The organism is Spirosoma panaciterrae DSM 21099 (assembly GCF_000374025.1).
Lineage (GTDB): Bacteria > Bacteroidota > Bacteroidia > Cytophagales > Spirosomataceae > Spirosoma > Spirosoma panaciterrae.
Window position 1 is genome coordinate 257,013 of sequence record NZ_KB893172.1, and the last position, 23,698, is coordinate 280,710.

Here is a 23,698-nt window from a genome sequence, read left to right on the forward strand (position 1 = left end):
GCAAGATGTATAACCAGCAGACCTCGGAAAATGTACATTTTAAGGCTTAATGCTGATGATAACATCAAACTTAAGATATACTTATAGCTAACCTCAAAAAACGCACTTTTTAAGGTTAACTGCCATCAACGACCTCATTTTTGAGGTACATTTGCCTAGCTAACCTTAAAAAAGGCGGATTTTAATGGCTGATGAACCACTTTATCGGATCAATTCAGTTAGAAACGTACCCTGGAATGGGTTGCCAGACCTGCCAATCCACCCCGATTTGTATCGCACAGTTGCTGTTTTTGAACAGTTAGGCTATGCGAAAGAGGCCTTAGGATGCTTACAGGGACGGAGTATGGCTATTCCTAATCAGGGTCCTAGCCTATGCATCGTAATCAATAATAAACCACTCATGGTATAGCGTGGTCAGGTAAAAGCCTTCGGGTTGGAGGTCACCTATGGCGATAAATCCGGCTCCGAACAGACTATCGTCGTAGGTAGTGTCTTTGAGGTAGACAACCAACTTGGCGTGGTCTTCGCTCCGAAAGTGATGCAGAAAGGTGATATTCGGATGGTGGCTTCGGCTGATGGGTAAAAGTATCCAATAATCGCCTATCGACAGGAACTGTGGGCGAGCGGCAACCGGGTCGAAGTTGGGTTCCCAGCGGAAAATCATATCGTCCGGCGAGTACGTTTTAAACTTCCACGCCCACGTTTCAGGGCCTTTGTGTTTCTCAATAATCCGATCCCAACGGCTGCCCTTTATTCGGTCGAGTGTCTCGGGCGATAAGTCTTCTACACGCATAATTTTTTTACTATTTCTTCATGTCTTATACCCGATGTTGGCGTAAACGCTTTAGGGCTAGATAATCGATCACACCAATACACATTTTCCTACCTGAATATCGGCTTCGACTTTCTTGTATTTCACGTCCTTCACCACTTTCCCATCCGTGTAGCGAACCGATACTTTATCGTTACGTCCGGCCGTGGGGGCCAGCAACTCGCGGGCGCGGCTTTTCTGCCCCGTCAGTTCATAAGCCAGCATCAGGTAGTTTTTCAATATAGGTATGTTGGGATACTGCTAAACCAGATTCTGCAACTACTCTACCTGCCGCCGGTTGGGTCGGTTTCGCACAGCCTCATACAAACCTGCCCGTTGCGACTTAAGCTCCGGCGGTGCTGTTCCATCGTCGAGCGGGTCCCAACTGATTTTGTAGCTAAGTTGTTGTAATCATTTGACGGTAGGAAGTTTAGATGAGTTGTTCTGGCCAAACAGGTCGGCGAGTTTACCGGGTAACGCCATGTGCAGAAAGCTTGTGTTGAGGGCGTAAAGATAGGGGAGATTGGGGTTGGGGAATGTGTAAATGGAATGCTCTTTCTCATGCACCGCGCTACGTTCGATGCACATCGACAGCTACTCAGCCAGGGCGAATCAACCCCCGTAACGGAATTACCGTATTTGACCGATGAGGAACGTAACCTGTTTCAGCAGTTCGATCAAAACGGGTGGCGCGTGGAGCAGGGGCGGTTAGGGGAGGAGTGGGTGAGGGAGCGATTGCCCAATGGAGACCATACGCGGGGCTGATTATTGGGTATCTTTATGGTTAATCTACCTTTGATGGCTAACCAGCCTAAACGACTAAACCTATGAAAAAGCTGCTAAACTGTACGATAAGCCTGTTGCTGATCGGGCTAATCAGCACCGTAAATCTAGTGATAGCCCAGTCTACCCCACCGACTTCGCTTTCCGTTGGTGCGGCCAAAGTAGACATAACACCCGCCCTGAGCGAGCTGAAAAAACCGTATTTCGGGATCAACGACAACATCTACTCACGCGCTGTTGTCATCAACAATGGCAGTAATACCGTAGCTCTCGTGTCGGTGGATATTGGGGGCATCAACGACGAAATGGCCGACCGGATTCTGGCGAAGATTAAGGCGCTTTCGGGCATTCCTGTTCAGAACATTCAGCTAACGGCCACCCATACGCACAGTGTGCCGTTTGGGATTAGTGGCGAGGCTTTTGAGACTAAGATTGCCAGTGCCGTTAAACTGGCGAAAGACAAGCTGCAACCCGCCCGCGTGGGCTACGGTGAAGGAGTATCGTACATCAACGTGAACCGCAATAGTATTGACCCCGAAACCCGGCGGTGGTGGGAAGGTCCCAACTACGATGGGCCATCCGACAAAACCGTGGCTGTGGTTACCTTCGAATCGCTGGCCGGTAAACCCATTGCCATCTACTACAACTACGCCATGCACGGGGTCATTTCCGGGATGTTCGATAAGGTCAGCGGAGATGTGCCGGGAGCCGCGTCGCGCTATCTGGAAAACAACTTCGACGATGAAACCGTAGCCCTCTGGTCGACGGGTGCCTGTGGCGATCAGAACCCGATCTACTACCAGCAGACCTACGACCTGCGCGAAATTCGCATTAAGGAGTACGCCAAACGGGGCATCGACATCAGCAACAAAATGCCTCCCGGTGGCGAAGGACTGGACCGGAACGACCCTAAAGTGATTAAACTGATGGAGCAACAAAAGCAGATGTTGCTGTCGATGGGTCAACTGCTGGGCGAGGAAGTGTTGCACACGATGCGGGGCATCAAACGAAAAATAAGCAACCCCATTGTGCAGACCGATCAGCGCACTATCCACTGCCCCGGACGCAAGCGGCTGGACGAAGGTCGGGCAGGCTACGCGGGTACGTATGCCGACGCCGACTCGATTCCGATCCGGCTCGGGCTGATTCGGGTGGGCGACATTGCCTTTACGGCCGTCAACGGCGAAGTATTCAGCCCCATCTGGACTCGACTAAAAAAAGAATCGCCTTTCGCTAACACGATGATGGTAACGCTGACCAACGGTTTTGCCCGCTCGGGTTATATTCCCAACGATGCCGCTTTCGGGACTTATACGTTTGAAGTGGTTTCGTCGCGGCTCAAGCCCGGCTTTGCCGAAACCGCCATTGTCAACGGCCTGCTCGATATGATGTACGCTAGCCTTCAACTGAAGCCGTAGGGAGTTGGAGGCTTTTGCCTAGTGTCCGTTGCCGTTGAATGCGTTCAAATCGTGTTTTTGTGAACATAATTGAAGTTAACATACTACTCATTTATCTCTCTAACCTGCCAAAGTACTAGATCTGATGAATCTACAGAGAGGCAATCAGTCAGTGTGGCGCACGCAATGCCAGGCGATTTCCTTCACAATCGTTTATAAGGGCCATGTAGCCTAGTTCGGTCGATATTTGTTTTTTCGGCTGTAAAACACGGCCGCCCATTTGCTCAACTTGTTGAAGTGCCTGGTCAATATCGGCAACGAGTACATGCAGGGTAACCCCATCTGAAGATGGACGGTACCATTCACCCTGACAGAGTGCTCCCGAGGCTATTTCTGGCGGAAACATGGCCATTGTCAGCGCCCCCAGATCAACAATCTGTAGTTTGACCTGAAAAACGGCCTCGTAAAAGGCTTTGGCCTTGTCGAACTGATAAACAGGTATTTCAAACCATTGTATCCAGTTTTTATCCATACTAGCTAGTTTTCGGATAAAGGTATAAAATAGTACTATGCAAAACCTATTAATGGCTCAATCATTTTTACTTGCATGAAAGAGGAGGATTATTGCGTATGAAGATGGCTAAGTACAGTCCAGAAATCGGGTAGCTAACTCATCCAAATTCCTTGGCTGTGACGTATAGGCTCTGCTTTTAGACAGCCATTAACGACTCCATAAACCCCGGTCGCTCCCGCTTTTTCGAAGCTTGTTCATACCCATGACCCATTGCTAATAAAGTTCCTTCCTGATAAGCTCCGGCGATGAACGAGAAGCCGACGGGAAGACCGTGAACGGAGCCCATCGGAACGGTCAGGTGGGGGTAACCAGCCATGGCGGCTGGTGGACAGAAATAGAAACCTGTGTCGTAGTCGCCGTTGATCAGGTCGATGCAACCGGCTGGGCCGATGCTCGTACCAGCGATGGCGTCCAACTTATTCGCTGTCATCAGTTGGTCGATTCGTTGTCGCCAGCTACGGGTTTTGGCTAACGCTTCGGTGTATTCGTTGCTGGTCAGATCGCCTTTAGCTTCGCTGCTTTCAAGGGTTTCCTGTTTGAAAAACGGCATGGCTTTTGCCTGATTCTGCTTGTTGAAAGCAATCACCTCGGCCAGCGATTTCACCCGCGCATTTGCTTTCGATAGGTAGCTATTCAGACCGTCCTTAAACTCGTATTGCAATACGGTAAATTCGGCTCCACCCATCTCCCGGAGTTCTTTCATTAGTTCAATTTCAACAACGGTAGCGCCCTGTTTTTTCAGGAGTTCAATGGCTTCTTTATACAGCGCTACAACACCTTCATGCCCGTTCAGAAACGATTTTTCGATGCCGATCCGTTTGCCTGCCAGGGCGTTGGCTTTTAGAAATTGGGTATAGTCGGTGACGCTTTTACCCCGGCTTTCGAGGGTTACGGTGTCGGCAGGATCGATACCAGCCAAGGCTCCCAGCAAAATAGCGGCATCGGTTACGGTGCGGGTCATAGGCCCGGCGGTGTCCTGTGTATGCGAAATGGGAATAATGCCGCTCCGACTAACCAGCCCCACCGTCGGCTTGAGTCCGACCAGGCCACAATGGGAGGAGGGGGCAATGATGGAGCCATCGGTTTCGGTTCCAACGGCCACCGCACATAGATTAGCCGATGCGGCTGAACCTGAGCCCGAACTGGAGCCACTTGGATTGCGATCCAGTACATACGGATTGCGCGTTTGACCTCCCCGGCTACTCCAGCCGCTGCTCGAACGAGTAGATCGAAAATTGGCCCATTCGCTCAGGTTGGTTTTACCCAGAATAACGGCTCCTGCTTTGCGCAGTTGAGCCACCACAAAAGCATCCTGAGTCGCTTTGTGTCCTTCCAGGGCTAACGATCCGGCCGTGGTCATCATCTGATCGCCGGTGTCGATGTTGTCTTTGACAAGTACGGGAATGCCATGCATCGGCCCTCGTACTTTCCCAGCTTTTCGCTCCTGATCGAGCTTTTTTGCCATCGCCAGGGCGTCGGGGTTAATTTCAATAACGGCATTCAGTCGAGGACCTTTTTTGTCGATGGCATCGATACGATCCAGATACAGTTGAGTAATGGCTTCGGCAGTGTATTCGCCCGACTGCATTTTCTGTTGCAGATCGTGAATCGTCAGTTCGTTGAGTACAAACTCGTCTTTGAACGGAGTCGACTTGTCTTCGGTATGGGCAGTTGTGGGGGAAACGCAGGCGGCAATAGTGGTGGAGACCGAAACAACAGAACTGGCTTTGATAAAACTCCGGCGATTCATACAATACGCGTAGAAGATGAAGGCTGACACAAGCCCACAAGTTAATGTATTTTATCAGCTATGATCACCTGATTCCTTAAAAACAAAGATCGAGTGGCATCATGGACACCACTCGATTCTGGTTGGGTAATCGATTCAACTTATTAAGCCAGCGCCTTCGAGAACAACCCTACGCGTTCGCGGAGAAGGTAGCCGCTGAGATCGGTGCGGAGATTGCCGTTCAGATTGAAAATCCGTAAGTCGGCAGGAAGATGTTCGTATTTGTCTAACGCTTTCAACCAGGCATTGCGGTCCAGATAGGGAGCCAGCAGGATACGAGCCTGATTCAAGGCGCGATGTTGGCGGGGCGACCAGATTGGCCGCTGCCGGTACACAAACCCCTGGCCATTGAGCAGGTCGGATAGCGACTGAGGAGGAGCCATCGGAACCAGTTCGGCCAGCAGGTATAAACCTAATTCAACGTTCAACAATCGGTTGGCCACCATCCCTGGCAGGGCATGCCGAAACCGAAGGCGAGTCGCCAGCGGCTCCTGCCAGCGTAGTAAGCTGGCAAGGGCCGGGCGGGTTGCGGGAGCGGTGGTGAGGAGCGTGTTCATTGGTCTGTTGTTGTTTACTGTTCTTGAATCAAATTTCACACACTCAGAACGTAATCTTTTTACGTTGTACTAAAAATTTTCACTTTTTTTTGCTCCTCCTGCTCCCTATCTATTGCAACGACGGTCTGAACGTCGGGAAATTGTAAATACGGTGCGTCCCGTTGCTTTGAATGGACCAGTTTTCCCATAAACCAATGACGAGCATCCACTGCGAAATGTCGGCCTGGCGAGCTTCGTATCCGCGCTGACGCAGGAAGTTTTTGACGTCGAGGGTGGTGGTGCTGCCTTCGGCCAGAATAAGCGCCGTAGCGGCAAATCGAATGGCCAGTGGTTCGAGCTTTTTGCGTTTGGTTTTCATCTTACGACTTGATTCTGACGAGGTACCGAACCGTACACTGCGCCTGGTTGTAAACAATGAATTCGTTCTTTTGCAGGCTGATTCCCTGTTTGGCAAATACCGAATCATAACTCGGATCGATGCGTTTCAGGGCATCGGCATCCAGCGACATATGGTGCGATTCGTGCGTTGAAATCTCCAGTTGATTGCCCACATGCACTTCATAGATAGCCAGATACGCTTCGCGCTGCCGCCCATTGGCCCATACCGATCCATGCAACGAGGTGTAGTTGAGCGATTTGCTGAACTGGTCGGCAAAGTAGATACCGTAGCCAAACATTTTGCCCGTAATGACCGCATTGGCCGGACGTAATACCAGTCCCGTTTTCAGGATCGACAGCCAGTTTTCGCTGCGGCTACCATGCCAGAGCGCAACGGTTTTTCGGTTGGGTTGCTGACGAACGTATGTCTCGAAAGCCTTATCAGTTACGGCATGGCGTACACTGAAGGCAGCATCGAACTTAGCGGCATCCGACCCCATCATGCGCTTGATCTGCTTCAGAACCGTATCGTCAATGACGGGTTCAATTGTCAGGTTCATCGACTCCAGCAGGTTGGGCTGCGTGGCTTCCGGGCTGGTTGGTTCCGGAGCCAGTTCGACCTGACCCCGCATCACATCCAGTGTCGATTGCTCCTCTGCAAGCTGGTCGTGCAGGGGCTGTAACTCGCTGGCCGACTGAGGGGCTTCATGAACCAGATGATGGCCTACGTGGGTCATCCGGCGCGGAATCACTTTGAACAGGTCGAGAAGTTTGGCGTTATAAGCTTCCGTATCCATGCCCAGCTTCAGGAGCCCGGCCAGTTCGTCGAGCAGTTGCTGGGCGGTCTCGACCTGCCTGCGTGTCACCTGCTGAGCCGTTACAACATAGTTCTGGTAAATCGACTGGTTGGCCAGGTCCAGCAGTCGAGCCATCAGCGTTCGAACGGCCAGGTTCGGAATCGTGCTGGCATCGGTAGCCAGGCTTTTCTGGGCGTAAAGATGGGTCTGGTCTACATACCCTTTCGCCACCTTCTCGCGGAATTTTTTGTCCCAATGTGCCATCGGGTAACTAACCGTAGTCCGTATGCCACCCACCCGACCATAATGCACAGTGAACGTACCATCTTCGTTCTCACACATTTCGTAGTATTTGTTATTATTTCCAGCCGTTACCATGATCAACTTCACGGTTCGGGTAACCGGAGTGGCTGCGTCGGTGGGTTCGGGCGTTGTTGTGTCGGCAGATGGCACTGGTGTGGTTGGGTGAAAAGGGATGGTCTTGCCGGATAGGCTCGAGGAAGAAGGGCCCCATACCCGTTGTAGCAACTGGTTCAGCATCATGGTCGTGTTAGATAGTGGTCAATAGGTTGTCGAGTGTGGTCAGACGTAGTCAGGAAGTTGTCAGGGATTGTCAGGCATAGCCTTGACAACGCTTTACCATGCCTGACGACTACTTGACTATACGTGACCTTTACGCCAGCATCTTGCGCAGTACGCCCAGGCGATTGCGGGAAAAGCCAACGGTTTTTTCGGAGAAATGGCTGCAATCGCGGCTTAGGTCGTAGGCTAACCGATGTCCTGGCGAGGCTGCATAGACCTGAAGCAGGGTTTGCCAGTGTCGATAATTGGTAAAATGCGAGAGGAGCAATCGGCCCCGGTTGAGGTATTTTTGCTGACGGGGCGTCAGGGTAGAGCGGAGTTCGTCGTCGGGTTGGAGCAGATCGGGCAGAGCCGTTGGGGGCGCTGTCGGATTCACCTGCTGCAATAAAAACAGGCCAAGTTCGAGATCAACCAATTGCCGGGTCGAGAGCGACGGGCGTGCTGTGTAAGCTGGAGTTTCTGTGCGCGGACGTGAGGTATGAGTCATGATTGTCTAAGTAAATGTCCGATTCAAAAATATACCTCCAAAAACGTAATCTATTTACGGCCTTCTTTTTTGTTGGAAAATATTTTTGTTGCTTTGTGTGGGGTAAGGGCAGAGGGCTAAGGGCATGGGGTGTGGGGTAAAACTTGATTTTGCACCTACCCCTATGCCCTATGCCCTTACCCCCCTGCCCTTACCCCCAAACCCCAAGCTCTTATGCCCATCACCCGCTCGGCTTTCCAACGGTATCGACTCATTGACGAAATCATTAGCCGTTACCCACGGCGGTATTCCAAGCAGAAGCTCTTCGAGCTTTGTCAGGACAAATGTGGTATCCGGTCCATTTCATCGCTCGAAAAGGACATCCAGCGCATGCGTGAAGATCATGACGCGCCCATTGCCTACGACAAACGGTTGAATGGCTACTATTATACCGATCCGCAGTTTCGGTTATTAAGCCTGATGCTTACGCCCGATGATATGGATGCGCTCGAACAGGCCCGCGAAGTACTGGCCGCCACGCAGGGGGCCTCCGTAGCCGATGAACTCGACAATGCCCTGCAACGGGTTCGGCAAAGTCTGGACATCATTCGGGAGGTGAAAACGGATGCGCCTACGCGTCGGGTGGTGTATGTCGAAGAGAAAATTCTGGGCGGAAATCGGCAGTATGTGCCCGTATTGATTCGGGCCGTCAACCAGAATCGGCAGGTGGCATTTCGGTATCTCAAGCACGAAGAGGCCGTGTCGATGACCAGTCAGGCGCACCGTAAGGCGCGTGCGAACGCTCGTAAAGGAACTGTTCTGGTAGCGCCCGAACGCCCAAAACTTCGGATTCTGCACCCAATTCTGTTGCGCGAAGTGGCCGATATCTGGTATGTGATTGGCTACGATGCCGCCAGTGGCCGTGAAAAAACCTTTGCGCTCGACCGGATGAGCGAACTCGAATTGCTGGACGATCCCTGCGACGTTCCACCCGCCGTACTGGCTAGTGTGAGCGAACTGTTCGAGCATATCTATGGCATCACCGATAGCCACGGCCCGGTTGAAGAAATTGTTCTGTCGTTCAGTCCGTTGTTTGGTCGATACGTGAAGGCAAAACCCATTCACCAGACCCAGGAAGTGCTGAGCGATACCGAAACCGAGTGCGTGGTACGGCTTCGGCTGGCTCCCAATCGGGATCTGCTCATGCACCTGCGCAGCTATGGCGAACACCTGACGGTGCTACAGCCCGAAAGTCTCGTCAAGGAAATGAAAGCTTCGCTGGAGGCTACACTGGCGAAGTATAAAAAAATAGTACCCGGATTGGTAGGATGATAATGATTTACTCAGATCTTAATTAATCATAGTCATCCTACCAATCCGGGTTCTATTTAGCATCTGATTTATGCCCACATTTACCACTATCCTGCAAAAATTCGGTGAGAAAGGCGATAAGACCCGCTGGACGTATCTCGAAATTCCGATGGCTGTTTCGGATGAACTAAAACCCGGTCAGAAAACAAGCTTCCGGGTAAAAGGGACACTGGATCATTATCCGATCAAACAGATTGCGCTGTTGCCTTTGGGCAAAACGGTTGCGCGTATTACCGACGGGCTGGAAGGGGGCTTTATGATGCCTGTTAATGCCGCTATGCGTCGGGGAATGGGTAAAGAAGAGGAAGGTGCCTCTGTGCGGGTGACGCTCGAAGTGGATAACGACCCCATGCCGATCTCGGCCGATTTACTCGATTGTCTGGACGATGAACCAGTGGCAAAGGCGTATTTTCAAACCCTGAGTCGAGGTCATCAAAACTACTTCTCAAACTGGATCGAAGACGCCAAAACCATCGAGACCCGAACCAAACGACTCACGCAGGCCATCACCGGACTCGCCATGAAGATGAACTTCGGCGAAATGATCCGGTATTTTAAGAAGAATGTCTGAACCAGGATTTTTGTGATTGAACTGACTGACTTTGATTTTAAATTGATTCAGGCGCTTCAAAGAAGCGAAAAGTCAAATCAAAGTCAGTCAGTTCAATCACAAAAATCCCGGTTCAGACTAGTTAAACGGAATCGTCAGTTTAAGGCAGATGTTTCGGCCCATGCCGTACATGCCCAGACGCCCGTTGGGGGATTGGGAGAAATATTCAAAATACTTCAACCGACTCAAATTCGACTGGTAAGCCGTATCGAACAGGTTGTTGACCTGAAACAGGAACCGCAAAGCAGGTCGGTCGCGTCCGATGTGAATCTGACTGTCCAGACCAACGTTCACGAGCGTATAGCCATCCGTTGGGGTTTCGGTGTCGTTCAGCCCCAGATACCGATTCTGGCGGGCGTTGTAATCGACGTCGGCTTTGACCGTAACGTCTGACAGCCACTGGCGTTTGATGGGTAATTGCTGACTAACACCTGTCGAAATACGCAGGGGCGGAATAAACGGCAGGTATTCACCCTGAACACCCGTATCGGTATAGCGTGAGCCCCGGTTGTAGCCATAAACGACCGCTACCGTATTGTCGAAGGTAAAGCCCTTCCAGGTGGTTGGGTGAAGGCTAAACTGCGTTTCGAAGCCGAAAAGCTGCGCCGACGATTGCTGGTACTGAAACGTTTTGTTGCCCGGTACAATTACAACAGGCTCACCTTTATCGTCGACCAGTTGCGCCAGCGAGATGTAGTTCAGAATGAAATTGTTAAAGACACTGACGCCAAAGTTGACGTCGGGGTAGGTAGCTGTCAGGCCAATGTCTTCCTGAATACTGAACTCGGGCTGAAAATTCCGGTTGCCGATGTACACGATATGCGCACCAGGGTCCAGGCCGTTCGACGCAATTTCGGTGATGCTGGGAGCGCGGTACCCACGGGCAATATTGGCTTTCAGTGATAGGTTATCCGAAAACTCGTACGTCAGGCCCAGACTAGCCGAAATGCCTGTAAATGATTGCTTTAGTCGAGGATATTGCAACGTAGATCCTGCGGTATCGGGCAGGGAAACGTGTTCGTCGAAACCTGTCTTTGGATTGGTACGAACGTAGAAATCATCTCCATTCAGGCTACGGTTGTCATAGCGTAGTCCACCGCTCAGGGTTAATTTATCCGCCTGCCATTTCAGGAAAACAAACGTGCCCACATCAAATAGATGATAATCCGGTATAGGGAATGCCGTTCCGGTCTTGTTTTTGTTGGCCTGATACATGCCATTGACACCAACCGTAGTAGCCAGTTGCCCCAGGTTCGGCAGGTTATAACGCAGACCGTAGTTCAGGGTGTTCAACCGTACATACAAACTGGGCTGATTGACCTGGGTTGGATGGCTGTATTCCCGTCGAACGTTTTGCTGAAACGCCAGTAGAACGTCAATTTCGCCATTGCCGATCTGGTAGTGGTTGTTGGTATGCAGCCGATAATGCTGAATGTGCTGATGCAAAGGGCTGAGGTGGTAAGAGGATAGTTCGCTGGCCGGAACAATCGGGCGATTTTTAATATCGTCGTTATCTCCCTCTGCAATCTGTTTGGTAAACTGACGAGTCAGCGAATCGCGGCTGCCATCGGGAATGCCCTGTAGATTATCGTAAAGCGAGGCTCCAAAACGTGAATACCCCTGATGGCCGGAATAACCGACCATGGTAGTCAGGGTGCGTTCCGAAAAGCCCGTATTGTACACCCGTCCGTCAATTTTATTCTGGTAATTGGTAGCTGCCCGGATAGAGCCCCGGAAGTTCCAGGCCCAGCGCGAGCCGCCAGATGCCAGACTGATCGATTCGCCCAGGAGCCGGTTGTTGGATTGATATTCCGTAACAAAGCCCACTTTGAGTTTGCCTTCGGTGTCTTTGGGGTAGACCGGCATCATACTCACTACCCCGGCCAGTGCATCCGAACCGTACATAAGGCTGGCTGGCCCTTTGATGACTTCGGCCCGTTCGATGTTGTAATTGTCGACTTCAATACCGTGTTCGTCGCCCCACTGCTGCCCTTCCTGCCGAACGCCGTCATACAGTGTCAGTACCCGATTGTAGCCCAGCCCACGAATAAAGGGTTTGGAGATGTTGGGGCCTGTTTTGACCGCGTTCAGACCGGGGGCATTTTTGACGAGTACATCGATGATATTGCTACTGGCCGTTCCTTCGATGGCCCGGTGCGAAATCGCCAGAATGGCTACCGGGTTTTGGCGGAGCAGGGTTCCTCGGGTTACGCCCGTTACGACCACTTCGTTCAGTGAATTGACAACGGATAATAAAGTGGCCGTATACAGGTCGGTTCCGGGCGTTATCGTAAGAGTGTCCGACTTGAAGCCTACGCATGAAATAATAAGTTGGTGGACCAGTGTATCGGCCTTGATGGCGAGCGAAAACTGGCCACGCGCGTCTGTAATGGCCCCTTTGGTTTGCCCGACCAGGCTAATGTTGCCGAATGGAATCGGTTTGTGGCTATCGGCATCGGTGACGGAGCCGCGAATCAGTCGGGTGGGAGCAGGTTGCGCAAAAAGTAGCCCCTCGGTAAGGCCGAGCAGGAGCAATAGGAAAAATGCTTTCATTCAGGAGGAAATTGTTTGGTTGAGTAATCCAGCCTGGCTCCTGACCGCAGAACAAACAGGGAAGCAGACAGCGCGAATCGAAAGCGTCTGATAACGTCCGGATGTCCTCGTTAGGGCGGGGAGGGTATAGGCCAGTAAAATGCATAGCGACGTACTGATTCAGGAATCAATAGCCGCTACGAATCAGGAAATTACCGAACCTCGGGAGGGCCTCGATGTGAGAAGCAATAGAAAAGCGAATATGCCTGAAATGGTCGGCAGATAAACAGGAAAGCCGCGTGCAGACGTATTCTGAGGAGAAACAGGAAGGCAAAGAAACTGCTGATAACAATAGGCAGATTGGCCGCCAGATCGAGCAGTAAAATCTCCTGAGCCGTATGCGTATTGGGCAATACAGGCCCTTTGCCAAATGGCCAGTAGGGGTGCGCGTGAACAATCAGTCGTCCATCATTCAGTCGGTGCGCGTGGCGAAACACAACTCCGTTGAGCCACATAGCCAGAAACAGGCCAAGCAGTATCCGGGCGACGTGCAACCGATGCGTATGGAGCCGATTGAGCATTAACTACTGGTAATCAGAGTGTCCGTAACAAATATACAAGGGCTTTGCCAATAAGGTTTAGACTCGTCTAAAAAAACTGATTTATGTTGATTAAATGGACTTTGGCCTATGAAAATTACTACTTATCCATACCCTGACTCCCTGGTTTTTGTCTTCAAAGACCGAGCGGAGGGAAGGGCGACAGTGGAAACGTCAAACAGGTGGTTCTGCGGATCGGCCCCAATTTTGTAGTTCCTCTGCCGACCATAGCGAGGGGAAGAATACACGTTGCTGCTGAACAGGTGGCAAATACGTTTGCCAGTTCGTACCACCCGTTGCCTTGATGTCTTCTGGTTCTTTGTGCAGATACTGCACTGCCGACCGCAAATGAGCCAGCTTCCAGCGAACGTTTACCCGCCAGTCGTATTCCCGTAGGGTACTGGCCAATTCGTCGGAAGCCTGTCCTGCTGCTGCTACCTGCAGAAGTCGGTGGTTCAGGTTTTGGTTTTCATAGGCTTCGGCCAGACGGATCAGACTGGCTTTATAGTGCTGGTCAAACTGCCGGAGCGTGAGTGTTTTTTGCTGCGTAGCCAATTCGGTGGCGCCGAGCTTCCAGTACAGATACTCGTACAGGTCGCTCACGTAAGCGGGATCGTCGGGAGCCGATACCAATAAGTTTCGGAAGTCTGTCGAAACGATTTCGATTTCGCGAAACTGCACTGACTGGAATCCGCTGGAAGGGAGCAAGGCCATCCGAAATTTAAGAAACTGCTCGCGCTCCATGCCCATAATCATCACCTCAAATGAGGCTTCGAGCAGCTTGAAGTAGCGATTGATGCGTTGCATTCGGGCCGTAAAAAACTCAGCCGTCAGAGGGGCGGCCTGGGCGATCTGGGCAATTTCGTGCAGAACGAGCTTGAAGTATAATTCCGTGATCTGGTGGTAGGTCACGAAAATCAACTCGTCGGGATAGGCCGTTTTAGGATTCTGTAAGGAGAGCAGGGTTTCGAGGTGAATATAATCCCAATACGTCAGGTAGTCGGCTTGCAGTAGCCCTTCGAGGTAGGAGGTCATATCCTGTCCCATAGCCGCAAACTTCTGTTCGAGCTGGGCGAGTTTGTTAGTAAGTGCGTCGTGCATGGGTGTTGGTTGATGAATTTCCGGTAAAGTTCGCAGGCAATCACTTCTTTGCGAACTTTGTGTTATCCTTTACGCGCTTTGCGTTTAGCAAACCTATATGAACGTAGAAAACAAAACCATCATTATTTCTGGAGCGTCGCGGGGTATTGGCCGGGCCACGGCTCTATTACTCGCTCAACACGGTGCCAATGTGGTCGTAACTGCCCGAAATGCCGACGAGTTGGCCGAGCTTGAAAAACAGGCTACGGAAGGCCATGTCCGAGGCAAAATTGTGGCCGTTCCCGGCGACGTTACCAACGAAGACGATATGGAAGCTGTGGTGAAAACAGCGATCGACCAGTTTCAGCACATCGACGTGGTGATTAACAATGCAGGCTATGGCGTTTTTAAAAACGTAGATGAACTCACCGCTACCGAGTGGGATGATCTGATGGCTACCAATGTAAAAGGAACTTTCCTGCTTACCAAAGCCGCTTTGCCGCATCTAAAAGCACAAGCCTCTGGTCATATAGTGATCGTTGCTTCGGACGTAGCCAAGCGAACCTTTGCAGGAGGGGCGCTCTATACGGCCAGCAAGTACGCACAGGAAGCCTTTACGGGGGCTTTACGGAAGGAAGTTCGGTCGTTTGGTATCAAAGTAACGGGGGTCTATTCAGGCCTGGTCGATTCACATTTTCATGCCAAAGGTCACGGTCACGAAACGTCTCAGAACTGGCTCAAAAACGAAGATATGGCCGAGTCGATGCTCTTTATTGTCAGTCGTCCGGCCCATGTAGTTGTGGATGAATTTATGATTCACCCGTTGTCGCAGGAGTACTAAAAAAGGACGAGAGGGAGTAGGGGAAGAGAGGGTGAAAAAGGTGGACTGCCGATACAATCTGGAGGTAAGATAGTGGTGTTTTCAGCGCCTGATCAAACTATATCGTTAAACATGCGTTTGGGTAAGTAGCAGAAAATCCACTATCCTGACTATGCATTTCAGTCTGGTTTTGGTTGCCGAGCCCTGGCTTGTATGTGCTTAATCATTACCTTGAATGACTCCTGAACGTTGGTTAACCCGTATTTTTGAACAGGCACCCGTGGCAACCGCCTTGTTGGAAGGGCCAGACTACCGTATCAAGCTGGTCAATGCGGCCATGTACGAAATATGGCAGCTTCCTACGGATCATCCGTCCGTTATTGGTCAGCCTGTTTTTGAGGCCTTTCCCAATATTGCGGGCATAGGTCTGGAAGAATTGCTGGCGGAGGTACGCCGTACCAACCAGCCCATCAAAGGCGTCGAAGCGCCATATACGCGTGAAGGGCAACCCACTTCATACGTCAATTTTGTGTATGCGCCCATTCACGATGAAGCAGGAAATGTCGATGTGGTGGTGGTAGCCACGGATGTTACGCAGCAGGTGATTGCCCGGGAACAGCTCAAAGAGAACCAGGAGCAGTATCGACAGCTAGCCGACGAACTGACTACCGCCAACCAGAGGTTGATTGCCAGTAACGAGGAGTACGCAGCTATCAATGAAGAGCTGGAAGAAGCGAATGACTTATTGAGTCGCTCCAATGCAAATCTGCAAACGTTTGCCTATGTGGCCAGTCACGACTTGCAGGAACCCCTGCGCAAGATTCAGCAATTTGGGGATCTGTTGCAGACGCGGCTGGCGGGAGTAATTGGTAGCGAAGAATTGGGGTATCTGGAACGAATGCGAACTGGGGCCAGCCGTATGTCGACCCTGATTCGTGATCTCCTCACGTTTTCCCGCATTTCGACACAGCAGGACAAAGGGGGCGCGGTGTCGCTGAATGCGCTACTGGATAGAGTATTGGATGTATTGGAGCTAGTTGTTGCTGAGTTAGGGGCCCAGATACAGATTGATCCATTGCCAACCATACTGGGCGATGCGGTGCAACTGGAGCAGTTGTTTCAGAACCTGTTGAGCAATGCCCTGAAATTTCATCGTCCCGATGTTGCCCCCCAAATCCACATCCGTTGCCAGACGCTCACGGCTGGTCAACTACCGGCTGCAATCAAACCTGCCCGACGAACGGCGACCTACCACTGCATTGAGGTAACCGATAATGGGATTGGGTTTGAAGAAAAGTACCTCGATCGTATTTTCGAAGTCTTCCAGCGGCTACACGTCAGGAGTCAGTATGCGGGTACGGGTGTTGGCCTCGCTATCTGTAAGAAGGTCGTTATCAATCACGGTGGGGTGTTGACGGCCCGAAGCGAACCCGGTCAGGGAACTACCTTTCTCATTTATTTGCCCGTTCAGGATGCAGCTGTTACAATTGATGAACACGAGGTCTTTCTATCTCGTCCTTAGCCGCCTAACGTGGAATAAGATTCGATCAAATCAGTAGGGATAAAGATCTTTATTGGTACTCTTATAAACACTATGGATCGTATCGGCTTGTATTGAGTAGGGATTTAGTGGCTCACTTACAGTCATCGAAGAGACTGCTCCGTCAAGATTTATGTTGCTGTACTTGATAAATCCTGCTACCTTATACTTTATCGTAACGGTATTGCGAGTAATATCGATAAACGTATGAAGCGTGTCTTTAGAGGATTCTTCAAATCGATATTGTAACGTATCGTTTCTGTAATAGGCTATGTAAGTTCCTTTTAGATCTGAAGATAGTTGTAGTTGTTTCGTATAGCCAACAGATTGAGGTGTGTAGATGTGAGTAGGTGTAGTGGTACTCACCCATTCCCAACGCCCCTTTGTGCCTCCTGCTAAACGAAACTCTTTCATACGGGCCTCATTACAAGTCTGAAAAAGAAGCATCAACAGAGTAAAGTAGCTGACCTGGCAAATGAGTTTAGTGAATTGCTTCATTTTTTCATAATCGTTGGAAAGGGTTTAGCAGATGTCAAGTTAGTAAATCATATGTGTACTTGAATGCGAGTGGTTGTCGATAGGGCTCTTATTAACCAGAATAAATGCCCAGTACCATCTTGAGCGATACTGGGCATGTTACATATTCCCGGACCGATTTATTCGTCTTTGACGTCGTATCGATCAAGCATCATCACTTTATTCCAGGCCGCCACGAAATCATGGACAAAACGCTGTTGGGCATCATCAGCGGCATACACTTCGGCTATATTTCGTAACTGCGCATTCGCCCCAAAAATCAGATCGCAACGGGTGGCTGTGTATTTGATAGCGCCACTTGCTCGCTCCTTAATGTTGAACAACATCTCCCGTTGATTCTGAGGTGCCCACTCGTAATCCATACTGGTCAACACCTGGAAGAAGTCATTGGTTAACTGCCCCGGACGCTCTGTAAACACCCCATGTTTTGAATAATCATAATTCTGATCCAGAACACGCAATCCACCAACCAGAACGGTCCATTCCGGAGCCGTTAAGGTCAGGAGCTGGGCCCGGTCGAGAAAAATGCGCTCAGGAGCTACCCGGTAGCCTACGGTATCGTTGTGGTAATTTTTGAACCCATCCGATACGGGCTTGAGCCAGTTGAAGCTCTCCACGTCGGTCAGTTCCAGCGTTGTGTCCACGCGCCCAGCCGTAAAGGGAACCTCTATGGGAACACCAGCGTCATGAGCCGCCTTTTCTACGGCTACGCACCCTCCCAGTACGATCAGATCGGCCAGGGATACCCGCTTGTTGCCTAATTGCAGATCGGCAAACCCATCCTGAATATCCCGTAGTGTCTGGATAACCTTGTTCAATTCATCAGGCCGGTTGAGATCCCAGGTATTCTGGGGGGCCAGACTGATACGGGCACCGTTGGCCCCGCCCCGCTTATCGGAATGCCGATATACGGAAGCGGCTGACCAGGCAGCCGAAACCAGCGCCGATACGGTAAGGCCACTGTCCAGTATACGCTGTTTCAGCGCAGCAATGTCGTTATCATCGATCAGGTCGTAATTGACGCTTGGGCGGGGGTCCTGCCAGATCATGTCTTCGGCAGGCACTTCAGGGCCCAGATACCGTTCTTTGGGGCCCATATCCCGGTGGGTCAGCTTATACCAGGCTCTCGAAAATGCATCCGTGAAATAATCGAAGTCTGCCAGGAATTTCTCACACACCTTCCGGTATTCCGGGTCTACTTTGAGAGCAATGTCGGACGTCATCATCATCAGGTTGTTCATCTGACCAGCAATGTGCGCATCCGGAGTTTTAGGCGCGTTCGGATCAACAGGCGTCCATTGGGTTGCCCCCGCCGGACTTTGGATCTTTTTCCAGTCAAAGCTGAACAGGTTTTCCAGGTACGAATTGTCCCAGCGGGTGGGGTTCTGGGTCCAGGAACCCTCGATTCCGTTCGTCATGGTATTTGCCCCGTTGCCCGAACCGACCGGATTGTGCCAGCCAAACCCCTGGGCATGGATGGGGGCGGCTTCCGGGGCGGCACCAATTTTTGCCGCTGGTACCATACCATGACTTTTACCAAATGCGTGTCCACCAGCGATCAGCGCCACCGTTTCTTCGTCACCCATCGCCATTCGTGCGAACGATTCGCGGATTTCGCGGGCCGAATCCTGTGGATCGCCATTACCGCCCGGCCCTTCGGGGTTCACATAAATCAGGGCCTGATGCGTAGCCGCCAACGGATTCTCCAGGTCGAAATAGGCGTCTTTAGGGCCACCCACCCAGCGCAGGTTATTATTGACCATTTCGTCGGGATGGCCTTTGTGGTGTGTAGAGGCTGGAACCTGATCAACAGGTTTGCCACCCCAGAACTCAGGCCCCCAGTAGGTACTCCGGTCGGGTTCCCAGGCATCACGGCGTCCGCCACCGAAGCCAAAAGTGGGGAAATTCATGATTTCCAGAGCGCAGTTACCCGTCAGCACGATCAGATCGGCCCACGATAAAGACGCTCCATATTTTTTCTTGATGGGCCAGAGCAGCCGACGCGACTTGTCGGTGTTTCCATTGTCCCACCACGAATTGATCGGTGCAAACCGCTGCATGGCCTGTCCTGCGCCCCCTCGGCCATCCGCAATCCGGTACGTTCCTGCAGAGTGCCAGGCCATCCGGATCATCTGCGGGCCATAGTTGGCATAATCTGCCGGCCACCAGTCTTTCGAGTCGACCAGCAATGCTTTAATGTCTTGCTTAAGCTGCTGAAAATTGATTTTATTGAACAGTTCCTTATAATTCTCTGCCTGCAGGGGATTGGCTGCTGGCTGTTCCTGATGAAGCAACTCGACTGGTAACCGATTCGGCCACCAGTCATCAATTTGTGGCGCCGTTCCGAGGGCCCCTCCGATTCGTGTTCCTCTGAATGGGCATTGTGCAAGTCCCTCTGGGTTCTGCATGTCTTTCATGGTGAATCTGTCTATTAAATGAAACCTGTGAATTAGTCTGTAATGGATTGAGGAATAGAAGAGTCCGCAGGAGCTGGTGAGTTAGGCTCCTTGTGTACCGATCGAACGAAAACGGTTTGTTGATACGGCAGGCTCTTTATTGCATATGCACCCGGAACTGCCAAACCTGTTTATCCAATAGGTAGCTCAAGTCCTGAAACTTGTTCGATGTAACTTCGTCGCCGTTTTTACCTGTACTTTCGATTCGGGCCCGCACGCGTTTGGCGATGGTATAGATTCGTTCGGTCATGATCTCCAGCACCTGCCGATCAGATAAAGGACCTCCTGGGAATTTAGGCAGGTTGGCGGTCTGGGTAATTGTTTCGGTTCGCCCATCGGCTGGCATACCAATCTGGAGCTGTCGTTCGGCTAGTAAATCTGCCTGGTCGAGGTACAGATCCGCATATGCCTGCAAGGTTTCATGCAAGGGAAAATACAGCGGCCCCCGCAAATTCCAGTGCGACTGTTTAGCGTCGTGGTAGAGCTCAAGTAGCTCGACAACAGTGGCTTGTAGATCAGTATTGATGGCCTGCCGTTTTTCGGCCTCTAGCGGAATCCAGGCATCGGCCCGCTCATTCCGGTAGTTACCCAGTTCAGAGCCTGAAGCCGTACCCTGATTGGCGGGAGTAGTTGTAGAGGGCGCAGCCGGAGATTGACTGGGCGAACGACGGCTTTGTGCGCGTACTGGTTGAGCCATAAGAGACATCAATAACAGACCGCCAAGGGCTGTTATTTTCAGCGTGTTTTGTTGAGTAAGCATTAGAAATTGGATATTAAACGATATATGAAAAAAGAAACCTGGTAATGTGAATCAGGAACGATCGAATGGGTATAGGGCGCAATCGGTCAGGGGTTGTTGTAGGGCAATGCCATATGCCTATTCGACGGAATAGCACCGGAAAGCCAATTCGATAAAACGCTGTAAGAAGAGCGACTCTGCCAGATTTGAGGCTGTTAACCCTCGTCTGGGAATATAAATTGGATCGATACAGGCCTCTAGAGGACGGGTTGATGCTACACGGACAACCTATTGAATCATGCTCATAAACGGCAGAGCACTACCCTTGCTGTCTGGACGCAATGCGGCCAGGATGTATCGTTGCCTACCGTCGGGGCGGATTGATCAGGGCGAAAGCAATCATAAAGGAATACAAATCGGCCTTAGCGGGAAAGATCGATTTTACGTATATAGTTTCCTGAATGGCTGTTGTGGGTATCAGTCGGAGCGATGCCTGCATGAACACAGATAGGGAGTGCCCCGTGGTTGGTAAATTGTGATGACTATGCTTTGGGTGCTTCTGATGCTCTGAATTAGCGCCGTAATGCATCACCATAAAATCAAGAAAACTTAAGTCTGGTTCGGTTTGCCGGTGTTGCCGATAATGCTGTACCAGATCGACCAGCCGGGTAGACTGATCGATGCCGAAGCCGGGTAAGAGACTGCTTCCCAACATCTGGCAGGCCAACATAAACGCAACGAATGACTTCATGATTTTCTGAGTATTTCCAACTAACAAGGTGTTCGGTTGAATGTTTTTTGAAAATCAGTAATCCCTGCAATTTGGAAGTATTCTTATTACATATACCAACAAGGCTAACTGTGTCTCTTGTGTATTTCGTTGATAGCCAAAGGTTTTTATGATATTGGCCTTGCGCCGTTGGGGCCCCGATCTTTAGAACGGATAGGAGTGGTTATCTTTAATAGATTCTTGTATGGCGAAAACCGACAATGAGTAGCCATCTGGCTAGCCACTGTCGGTTTAAAATCCTCTTGCCCTTTCTGCCTTCCGCTTCCTACCTCTATAACGTATACTTCAGCGCTACATTCACAATTCGGCCTTCGAGGGGTGCCCAGATGGGGCGGAAACTTGGTTGATTGACCGGGCCGGTAACGACGGTTTCGTAGTTAGCCTGTTTGATGTTGAACAGATTTTCCGCGTTCAGTACCAGTCGCCAGTGGTCGTTGTAGTGGTATTCGGCAGCCCCGGCAAAGAACCAGTAGTTCCGCACTTTTTCGTTGTTGTAGAGGTACTGCGTTCCTACGTAGCTGCTCTCGATGCCCAAGCGAAAATGCTCGTTCTCCCAGGCAACGGTGGTCGAGAATTTGTCCTGTGGAGCCAGGGGTAGGTAGCTGTTGTCGGTCGGGCCGTCGCGACGAGCGAGGGTGTGGTTATACCCAAAATAAAGTTCGTAGGCTTTGTATTCAAGCCGTACGTAGGTGTCGGTGCCCAGGCTGAACAGGTTGTAAGGGGCATTGATGAGCTGCGTATAAGCCCCCAGGTTACCGGAAACGCTGGCAAAGGCTGACACAACTGGCGAGTTGACATACGTGTAGTAAAATGCCTGATCGACCTGTACCGAAAAACCGCTCTCGAAGGTTTTGGAGTACGCAATGTCAAGGTTGGTACCGACCGATTTTTCGGCTTTTACGGCGTTCACATCAATCGGCAATAACCGTGGGAAAATCAGGCTGACCCCCAACTGCCCTGGTGTTTGATTGACAAACAGGTTCGGGGTTTTGTAACCCGTACCAACGCTTAGTCGGACTGTCCACGGATCGGACGGCTTAATTTTTACCGATAGTCGGGGTAGAAGAAAATTGCCAAACGTGTTGTGGTGATCGAGACGCAGACCAGCCTGTAAAGCCACCTTCTCCGATACCTGATAATCGTCCTGGACAAAGGCTCCGATTGTATTGTAGGTATAATCGACCAGCCGGGTGCTGTCGGGATTCTTGCGGAAGGCCTCGACGGTGAGATTGGCGCCCATAATCAACTGGTTTTTACCAAAACGAACCAGATCATTCGCTTCCAGATAAACCGACGATTGCTTCCCATCCGACAATTTCCGATAATCGGTGTTCTGCCGATGGAAGGTGCTCAACGCACCTTTGAACGTCAGTGAATTGGTTTCGGAGGTGTTGTGGCTGGCATCGAAATCGACAGTGTGGCGTTGTAAGTCGGTGATGTTCTTATAGGCGTTGGGCTGTGTTCCTTCCAGCGCAGGCAGGTACCCGCCTTCGCGGTGTTCGGTAGTAAAGGCATACCCAACGTTCAGCCGGGTATGGTCGGACGGATTCCAGAAAAATTTGGGGTGAAAATTGAACTGCTTGATTTCCGGGCTATCGGTGTACCCATCACCCGTTACATCGACAGCTTGCTGGTTGGTATAGCCTGTGAAAAGGGTCAGGCCGGTTTTGCCATACCGTTGCGAATAGTAGGCATTGAGATTTGTTTCTTTCAGATTCGACCGATTGAGTAGGGCCGTAAATTCGGGTGTGTCGGAGGTCGGGGCTTTCGACACGATATTGATCATCCCCCCAATAGCGCCACCACCGTATAGCGTCGAGACGGAGCCTTTCACAACTTCAATTTGTTTCAGATCGAGCGGTGGAATTTGCAGTACACCCAGATTGCCCGAAAAACCTTCGTAAAGCGGGAGTCCATCGCGCAGAATCTGCGTGTATTTTGGATCAAGCCCCTGCATCCGAATGGCCTGATTACCGTTGACGGCTGAGGTTCGCTGGACATGGATGATTGAAATATCGCCCAGAATACTGCTGACGTTTCCCGGCACTACGGCGCTTTCTTCGTCCATATCTTCCTGGCCCAGCACTTCCACTTTGATTGGCAAATCCTCGATACGTGAATTGGTACGGGTGGACGTAACCGTTACTTCATCGAGCGATTCTTCCTCGCTGTGCAGTTGGAAAATCAGCGTATCGCTTCCCATCTCGATGGGAAAGCTGGTGGTTTTGTACCCAACGGCACTGACGGTGAGCGTGGTTGCATAGGTTGGGAGTGGGGGCATTTTAGCAAAGCCACGCGCATCGGTGACGGCTCCCACAATCGGCTTGATGGTTGACGGGGTGCGAATGGTAGCCGCAATAACGGGTTCGTGGGTCAGACTATCTTCAACCCGGATAATCCGCTGGCTGAAAGCCGGTAGTATGGCTAGTGCCCCTAATAAAAGCAGGATGAGTTTCTTCATAATTGGTTGTATTTCCGGCAAGTTTCGGA

The 23,698-nt window shown here is 51.1% G+C and carries 22 protein-coding genes; 6 read left to right on the forward strand and 16 right to left on the reverse strand.

The window, feature by feature from the left end; translation table 11 throughout:
• Positions 1-370 precede the first annotated feature (370 nt).
• Together B153_RS0100975 and B153_RS37520 are read right to left on the reverse strand one after the other, a co-directional pair.
• Complete coding sequence (locus B153_RS0100975) at positions 371-793, reverse strand: hypothetical protein (RefSeq protein ID WP_020594779.1); 423 nt, start codon at positions 791-793, stop codon at positions 371-373.
• Between the two features lie 69 nt (positions 794-862).
• Positions 863-1,051, reverse strand: coding sequence for a hypothetical protein (locus tag B153_RS37520; protein WP_157634536.1), 189 nt, complete (start codon positions 1,049-1,051; stop codon positions 863-865).
• A 321-nt stretch (positions 1,052-1,372) separates the two neighbouring features.
• On the opposite strand from B153_RS37520, the gene B153_RS0100985 reads away from it, so the two are divergent.
• Both B153_RS0100985 and B153_RS0100990 read left to right on the forward strand, forming a co-directional pair.
• Positions 1,373-1,576: a Wadjet anti-phage system protein JetD domain-containing protein gene (locus B153_RS0100985; RefSeq protein ID WP_211221644.1), complete on the forward strand. Its 204-nt coding sequence runs from the start codon at positions 1,373-1,375 to the stop codon at positions 1,574-1,576.
• 62 nt (positions 1,577-1,638) lie between these two features.
• On the forward strand, positions 1,639-3,012 hold the full coding sequence (locus B153_RS0100990; protein WP_020594782.1) for a neutral/alkaline non-lysosomal ceramidase N-terminal domain-containing protein: 1,374 nt from the start codon (positions 1,639-1,641) through the stop codon (positions 3,010-3,012).
• Between the two features lie 148 nt (positions 3,013-3,160).
• Here the strand turns inward: B153_RS0100990 and B153_RS0100995 are convergent, their stop codons facing one another.
• From B153_RS0100995 to B153_RS0101020, 6 genes are all read right to left on the reverse strand, one after another.
• Positions 3,161-3,523 (reverse strand): VOC family protein, encoded by a 363-nt coding sequence (locus tag B153_RS0100995; RefSeq protein ID WP_020594783.1) that lies wholly within the window; start codon positions 3,521-3,523, stop codon positions 3,161-3,163.
• A gap of 178 nt (positions 3,524-3,701) precedes the next feature.
• Positions 3,702-5,315, reverse strand: a complete 1,614-nt coding sequence (locus B153_RS0101000; RefSeq protein WP_020594784.1) for an amidase — start codon at positions 5,313-5,315, stop codon at positions 3,702-3,704.
• Positions 5,316-5,458: 143 nt separating this feature from the next.
• Entirely contained in the window at positions 5,459-5,911 is a 453-nt protein-coding gene (locus B153_RS0101005; protein ID WP_020594785.1) for a pPIWI_RE_Z domain-containing protein, read from the reverse strand.
• Between the two features lie 109 nt (positions 5,912-6,020).
• Positions 6,021-6,269, reverse strand: coding sequence for a hypothetical protein (locus tag B153_RS0101010; protein ID WP_020594786.1), 249 nt, complete (start codon positions 6,267-6,269; stop codon positions 6,021-6,023).
• 1 nt (position 6,270) lies between these two features.
• Positions 6,271-7,629, reverse strand: coding sequence for an ADP-ribose polymerase (locus B153_RS0101015; RefSeq protein WP_157634538.1), 1,359 nt, complete (start codon positions 7,627-7,629; stop codon positions 6,271-6,273).
• Positions 7,630-7,759: 130 nt separating this feature from the next.
• Positions 7,760-8,155, reverse strand: a complete 396-nt coding sequence (locus tag B153_RS0101020) for a pPIWI_RE_Z domain-containing protein (RefSeq protein ID WP_026261822.1) — start codon at positions 8,153-8,155, stop codon at positions 7,760-7,762.
• Between the two features lie 213 nt (positions 8,156-8,368).
• Between B153_RS0101020 and B153_RS0101025 the strand changes: the two genes are divergently transcribed.
• Together B153_RS0101025 and B153_RS0101030 are read left to right on the forward strand one after the other, a co-directional pair.
• Positions 8,369-9,466, forward strand: a complete 1,098-nt coding sequence (locus B153_RS0101025) for a helix-turn-helix transcriptional regulator (RefSeq protein ID WP_020594789.1) — start codon at positions 8,369-8,371, stop codon at positions 9,464-9,466.
• Positions 9,467-9,536: 70 nt separating this feature from the next.
• Complete coding sequence (locus B153_RS0101030; protein ID WP_020594790.1) at positions 9,537-10,076, forward strand: YdeI/OmpD-associated family protein; 540 nt, start codon at positions 9,537-9,539, stop codon at positions 10,074-10,076.
• A 117-nt stretch (positions 10,077-10,193) separates the two neighbouring features.
• Here the strand turns inward: B153_RS0101030 and B153_RS0101035 are convergent, their stop codons facing one another.
• From B153_RS0101035 to B153_RS0101045, 3 genes are all read right to left on the reverse strand, one after another.
• The gene (locus B153_RS0101035) at positions 10,194-12,668 is read right to left on the reverse strand and encodes a TonB-dependent receptor (protein WP_020594791.1); all 2,475 of its coding nucleotides are present in this window, start codon (positions 12,666-12,668) and stop codon (positions 10,194-10,196) included.
• A 191-nt stretch (positions 12,669-12,859) separates the two neighbouring features.
• Complete coding sequence (locus B153_RS0101040; protein ID WP_020594792.1) at positions 12,860-13,228, reverse strand: hypothetical protein; 369 nt, start codon at positions 13,226-13,228, stop codon at positions 12,860-12,862.
• Positions 13,229-13,420: 192 nt separating this feature from the next.
• Positions 13,421-14,347 (reverse strand): tryptophan 2,3-dioxygenase family protein, encoded by a 927-nt coding sequence (locus B153_RS0101045; RefSeq protein ID WP_020594793.1) that lies wholly within the window; start codon positions 14,345-14,347, stop codon positions 13,421-13,423.
• Between the two features lie 97 nt (positions 14,348-14,444).
• Here B153_RS0101045 and B153_RS0101050 point away from each other — a divergent pair, with 97 nt between their 5' ends.
• Positions 14,445-15,167, forward strand: a complete 723-nt coding sequence (locus B153_RS0101050) for an SDR family oxidoreductase (RefSeq protein WP_020594794.1) — start codon at positions 14,445-14,447, stop codon at positions 15,165-15,167.
• Between the two features lie 214 nt (positions 15,168-15,381).
• Positions 15,382-16,668: a sensor histidine kinase gene (locus B153_RS34440; RefSeq protein ID WP_020594795.1), complete on the forward strand. Its 1,287-nt coding sequence runs from the start codon at positions 15,382-15,384 to the stop codon at positions 16,666-16,668.
• Between the two features lie 30 nt (positions 16,669-16,698).
• Here B153_RS34440 and B153_RS0101060 read toward each other — a convergent pair whose 3' ends face one another.
• The 5 genes from B153_RS0101060 to B153_RS0101080 form a co-directional block, all read right to left on the reverse strand.
• Entirely contained in the window at positions 16,699-17,184 is a 486-nt protein-coding gene (locus B153_RS0101060; protein WP_020594796.1) for a hypothetical protein, read from the reverse strand.
• 158 nt (positions 17,185-17,342) lie between these two features.
• Complete coding sequence (gene katG, locus B153_RS0101065) at positions 17,343-19,640, reverse strand: catalase/peroxidase HPI (protein WP_020594797.1); 2,298 nt, start codon at positions 19,638-19,640, stop codon at positions 17,343-17,345.
• A 136-nt stretch (positions 19,641-19,776) separates the two neighbouring features.
• The gene (locus tag B153_RS0101070) at positions 19,777-20,439 is read right to left on the reverse strand and encodes a Dps family protein (RefSeq protein WP_026261823.1); all 663 of its coding nucleotides are present in this window, start codon (positions 20,437-20,439) and stop codon (positions 19,777-19,779) included.
• Between the two features lie 343 nt (positions 20,440-20,782).
• On the reverse strand, positions 20,783-21,169 hold the full coding sequence (locus tag B153_RS0101075) for a hypothetical protein (RefSeq protein ID WP_026261824.1): 387 nt from the start codon (positions 21,167-21,169) through the stop codon (positions 20,783-20,785).
• A gap of 310 nt (positions 21,170-21,479) precedes the next feature.
• Positions 21,480-23,669 carry a TonB-dependent receptor gene (locus B153_RS0101080; protein ID WP_020594800.1) on the reverse strand — a complete coding sequence of 730 codons (2,190 nt, stop codon included), beginning with the start codon at positions 23,667-23,669 and terminating at the stop codon, positions 21,480-21,482.
• Positions 23,670-23,698: the final 29 nt, after the last annotated feature.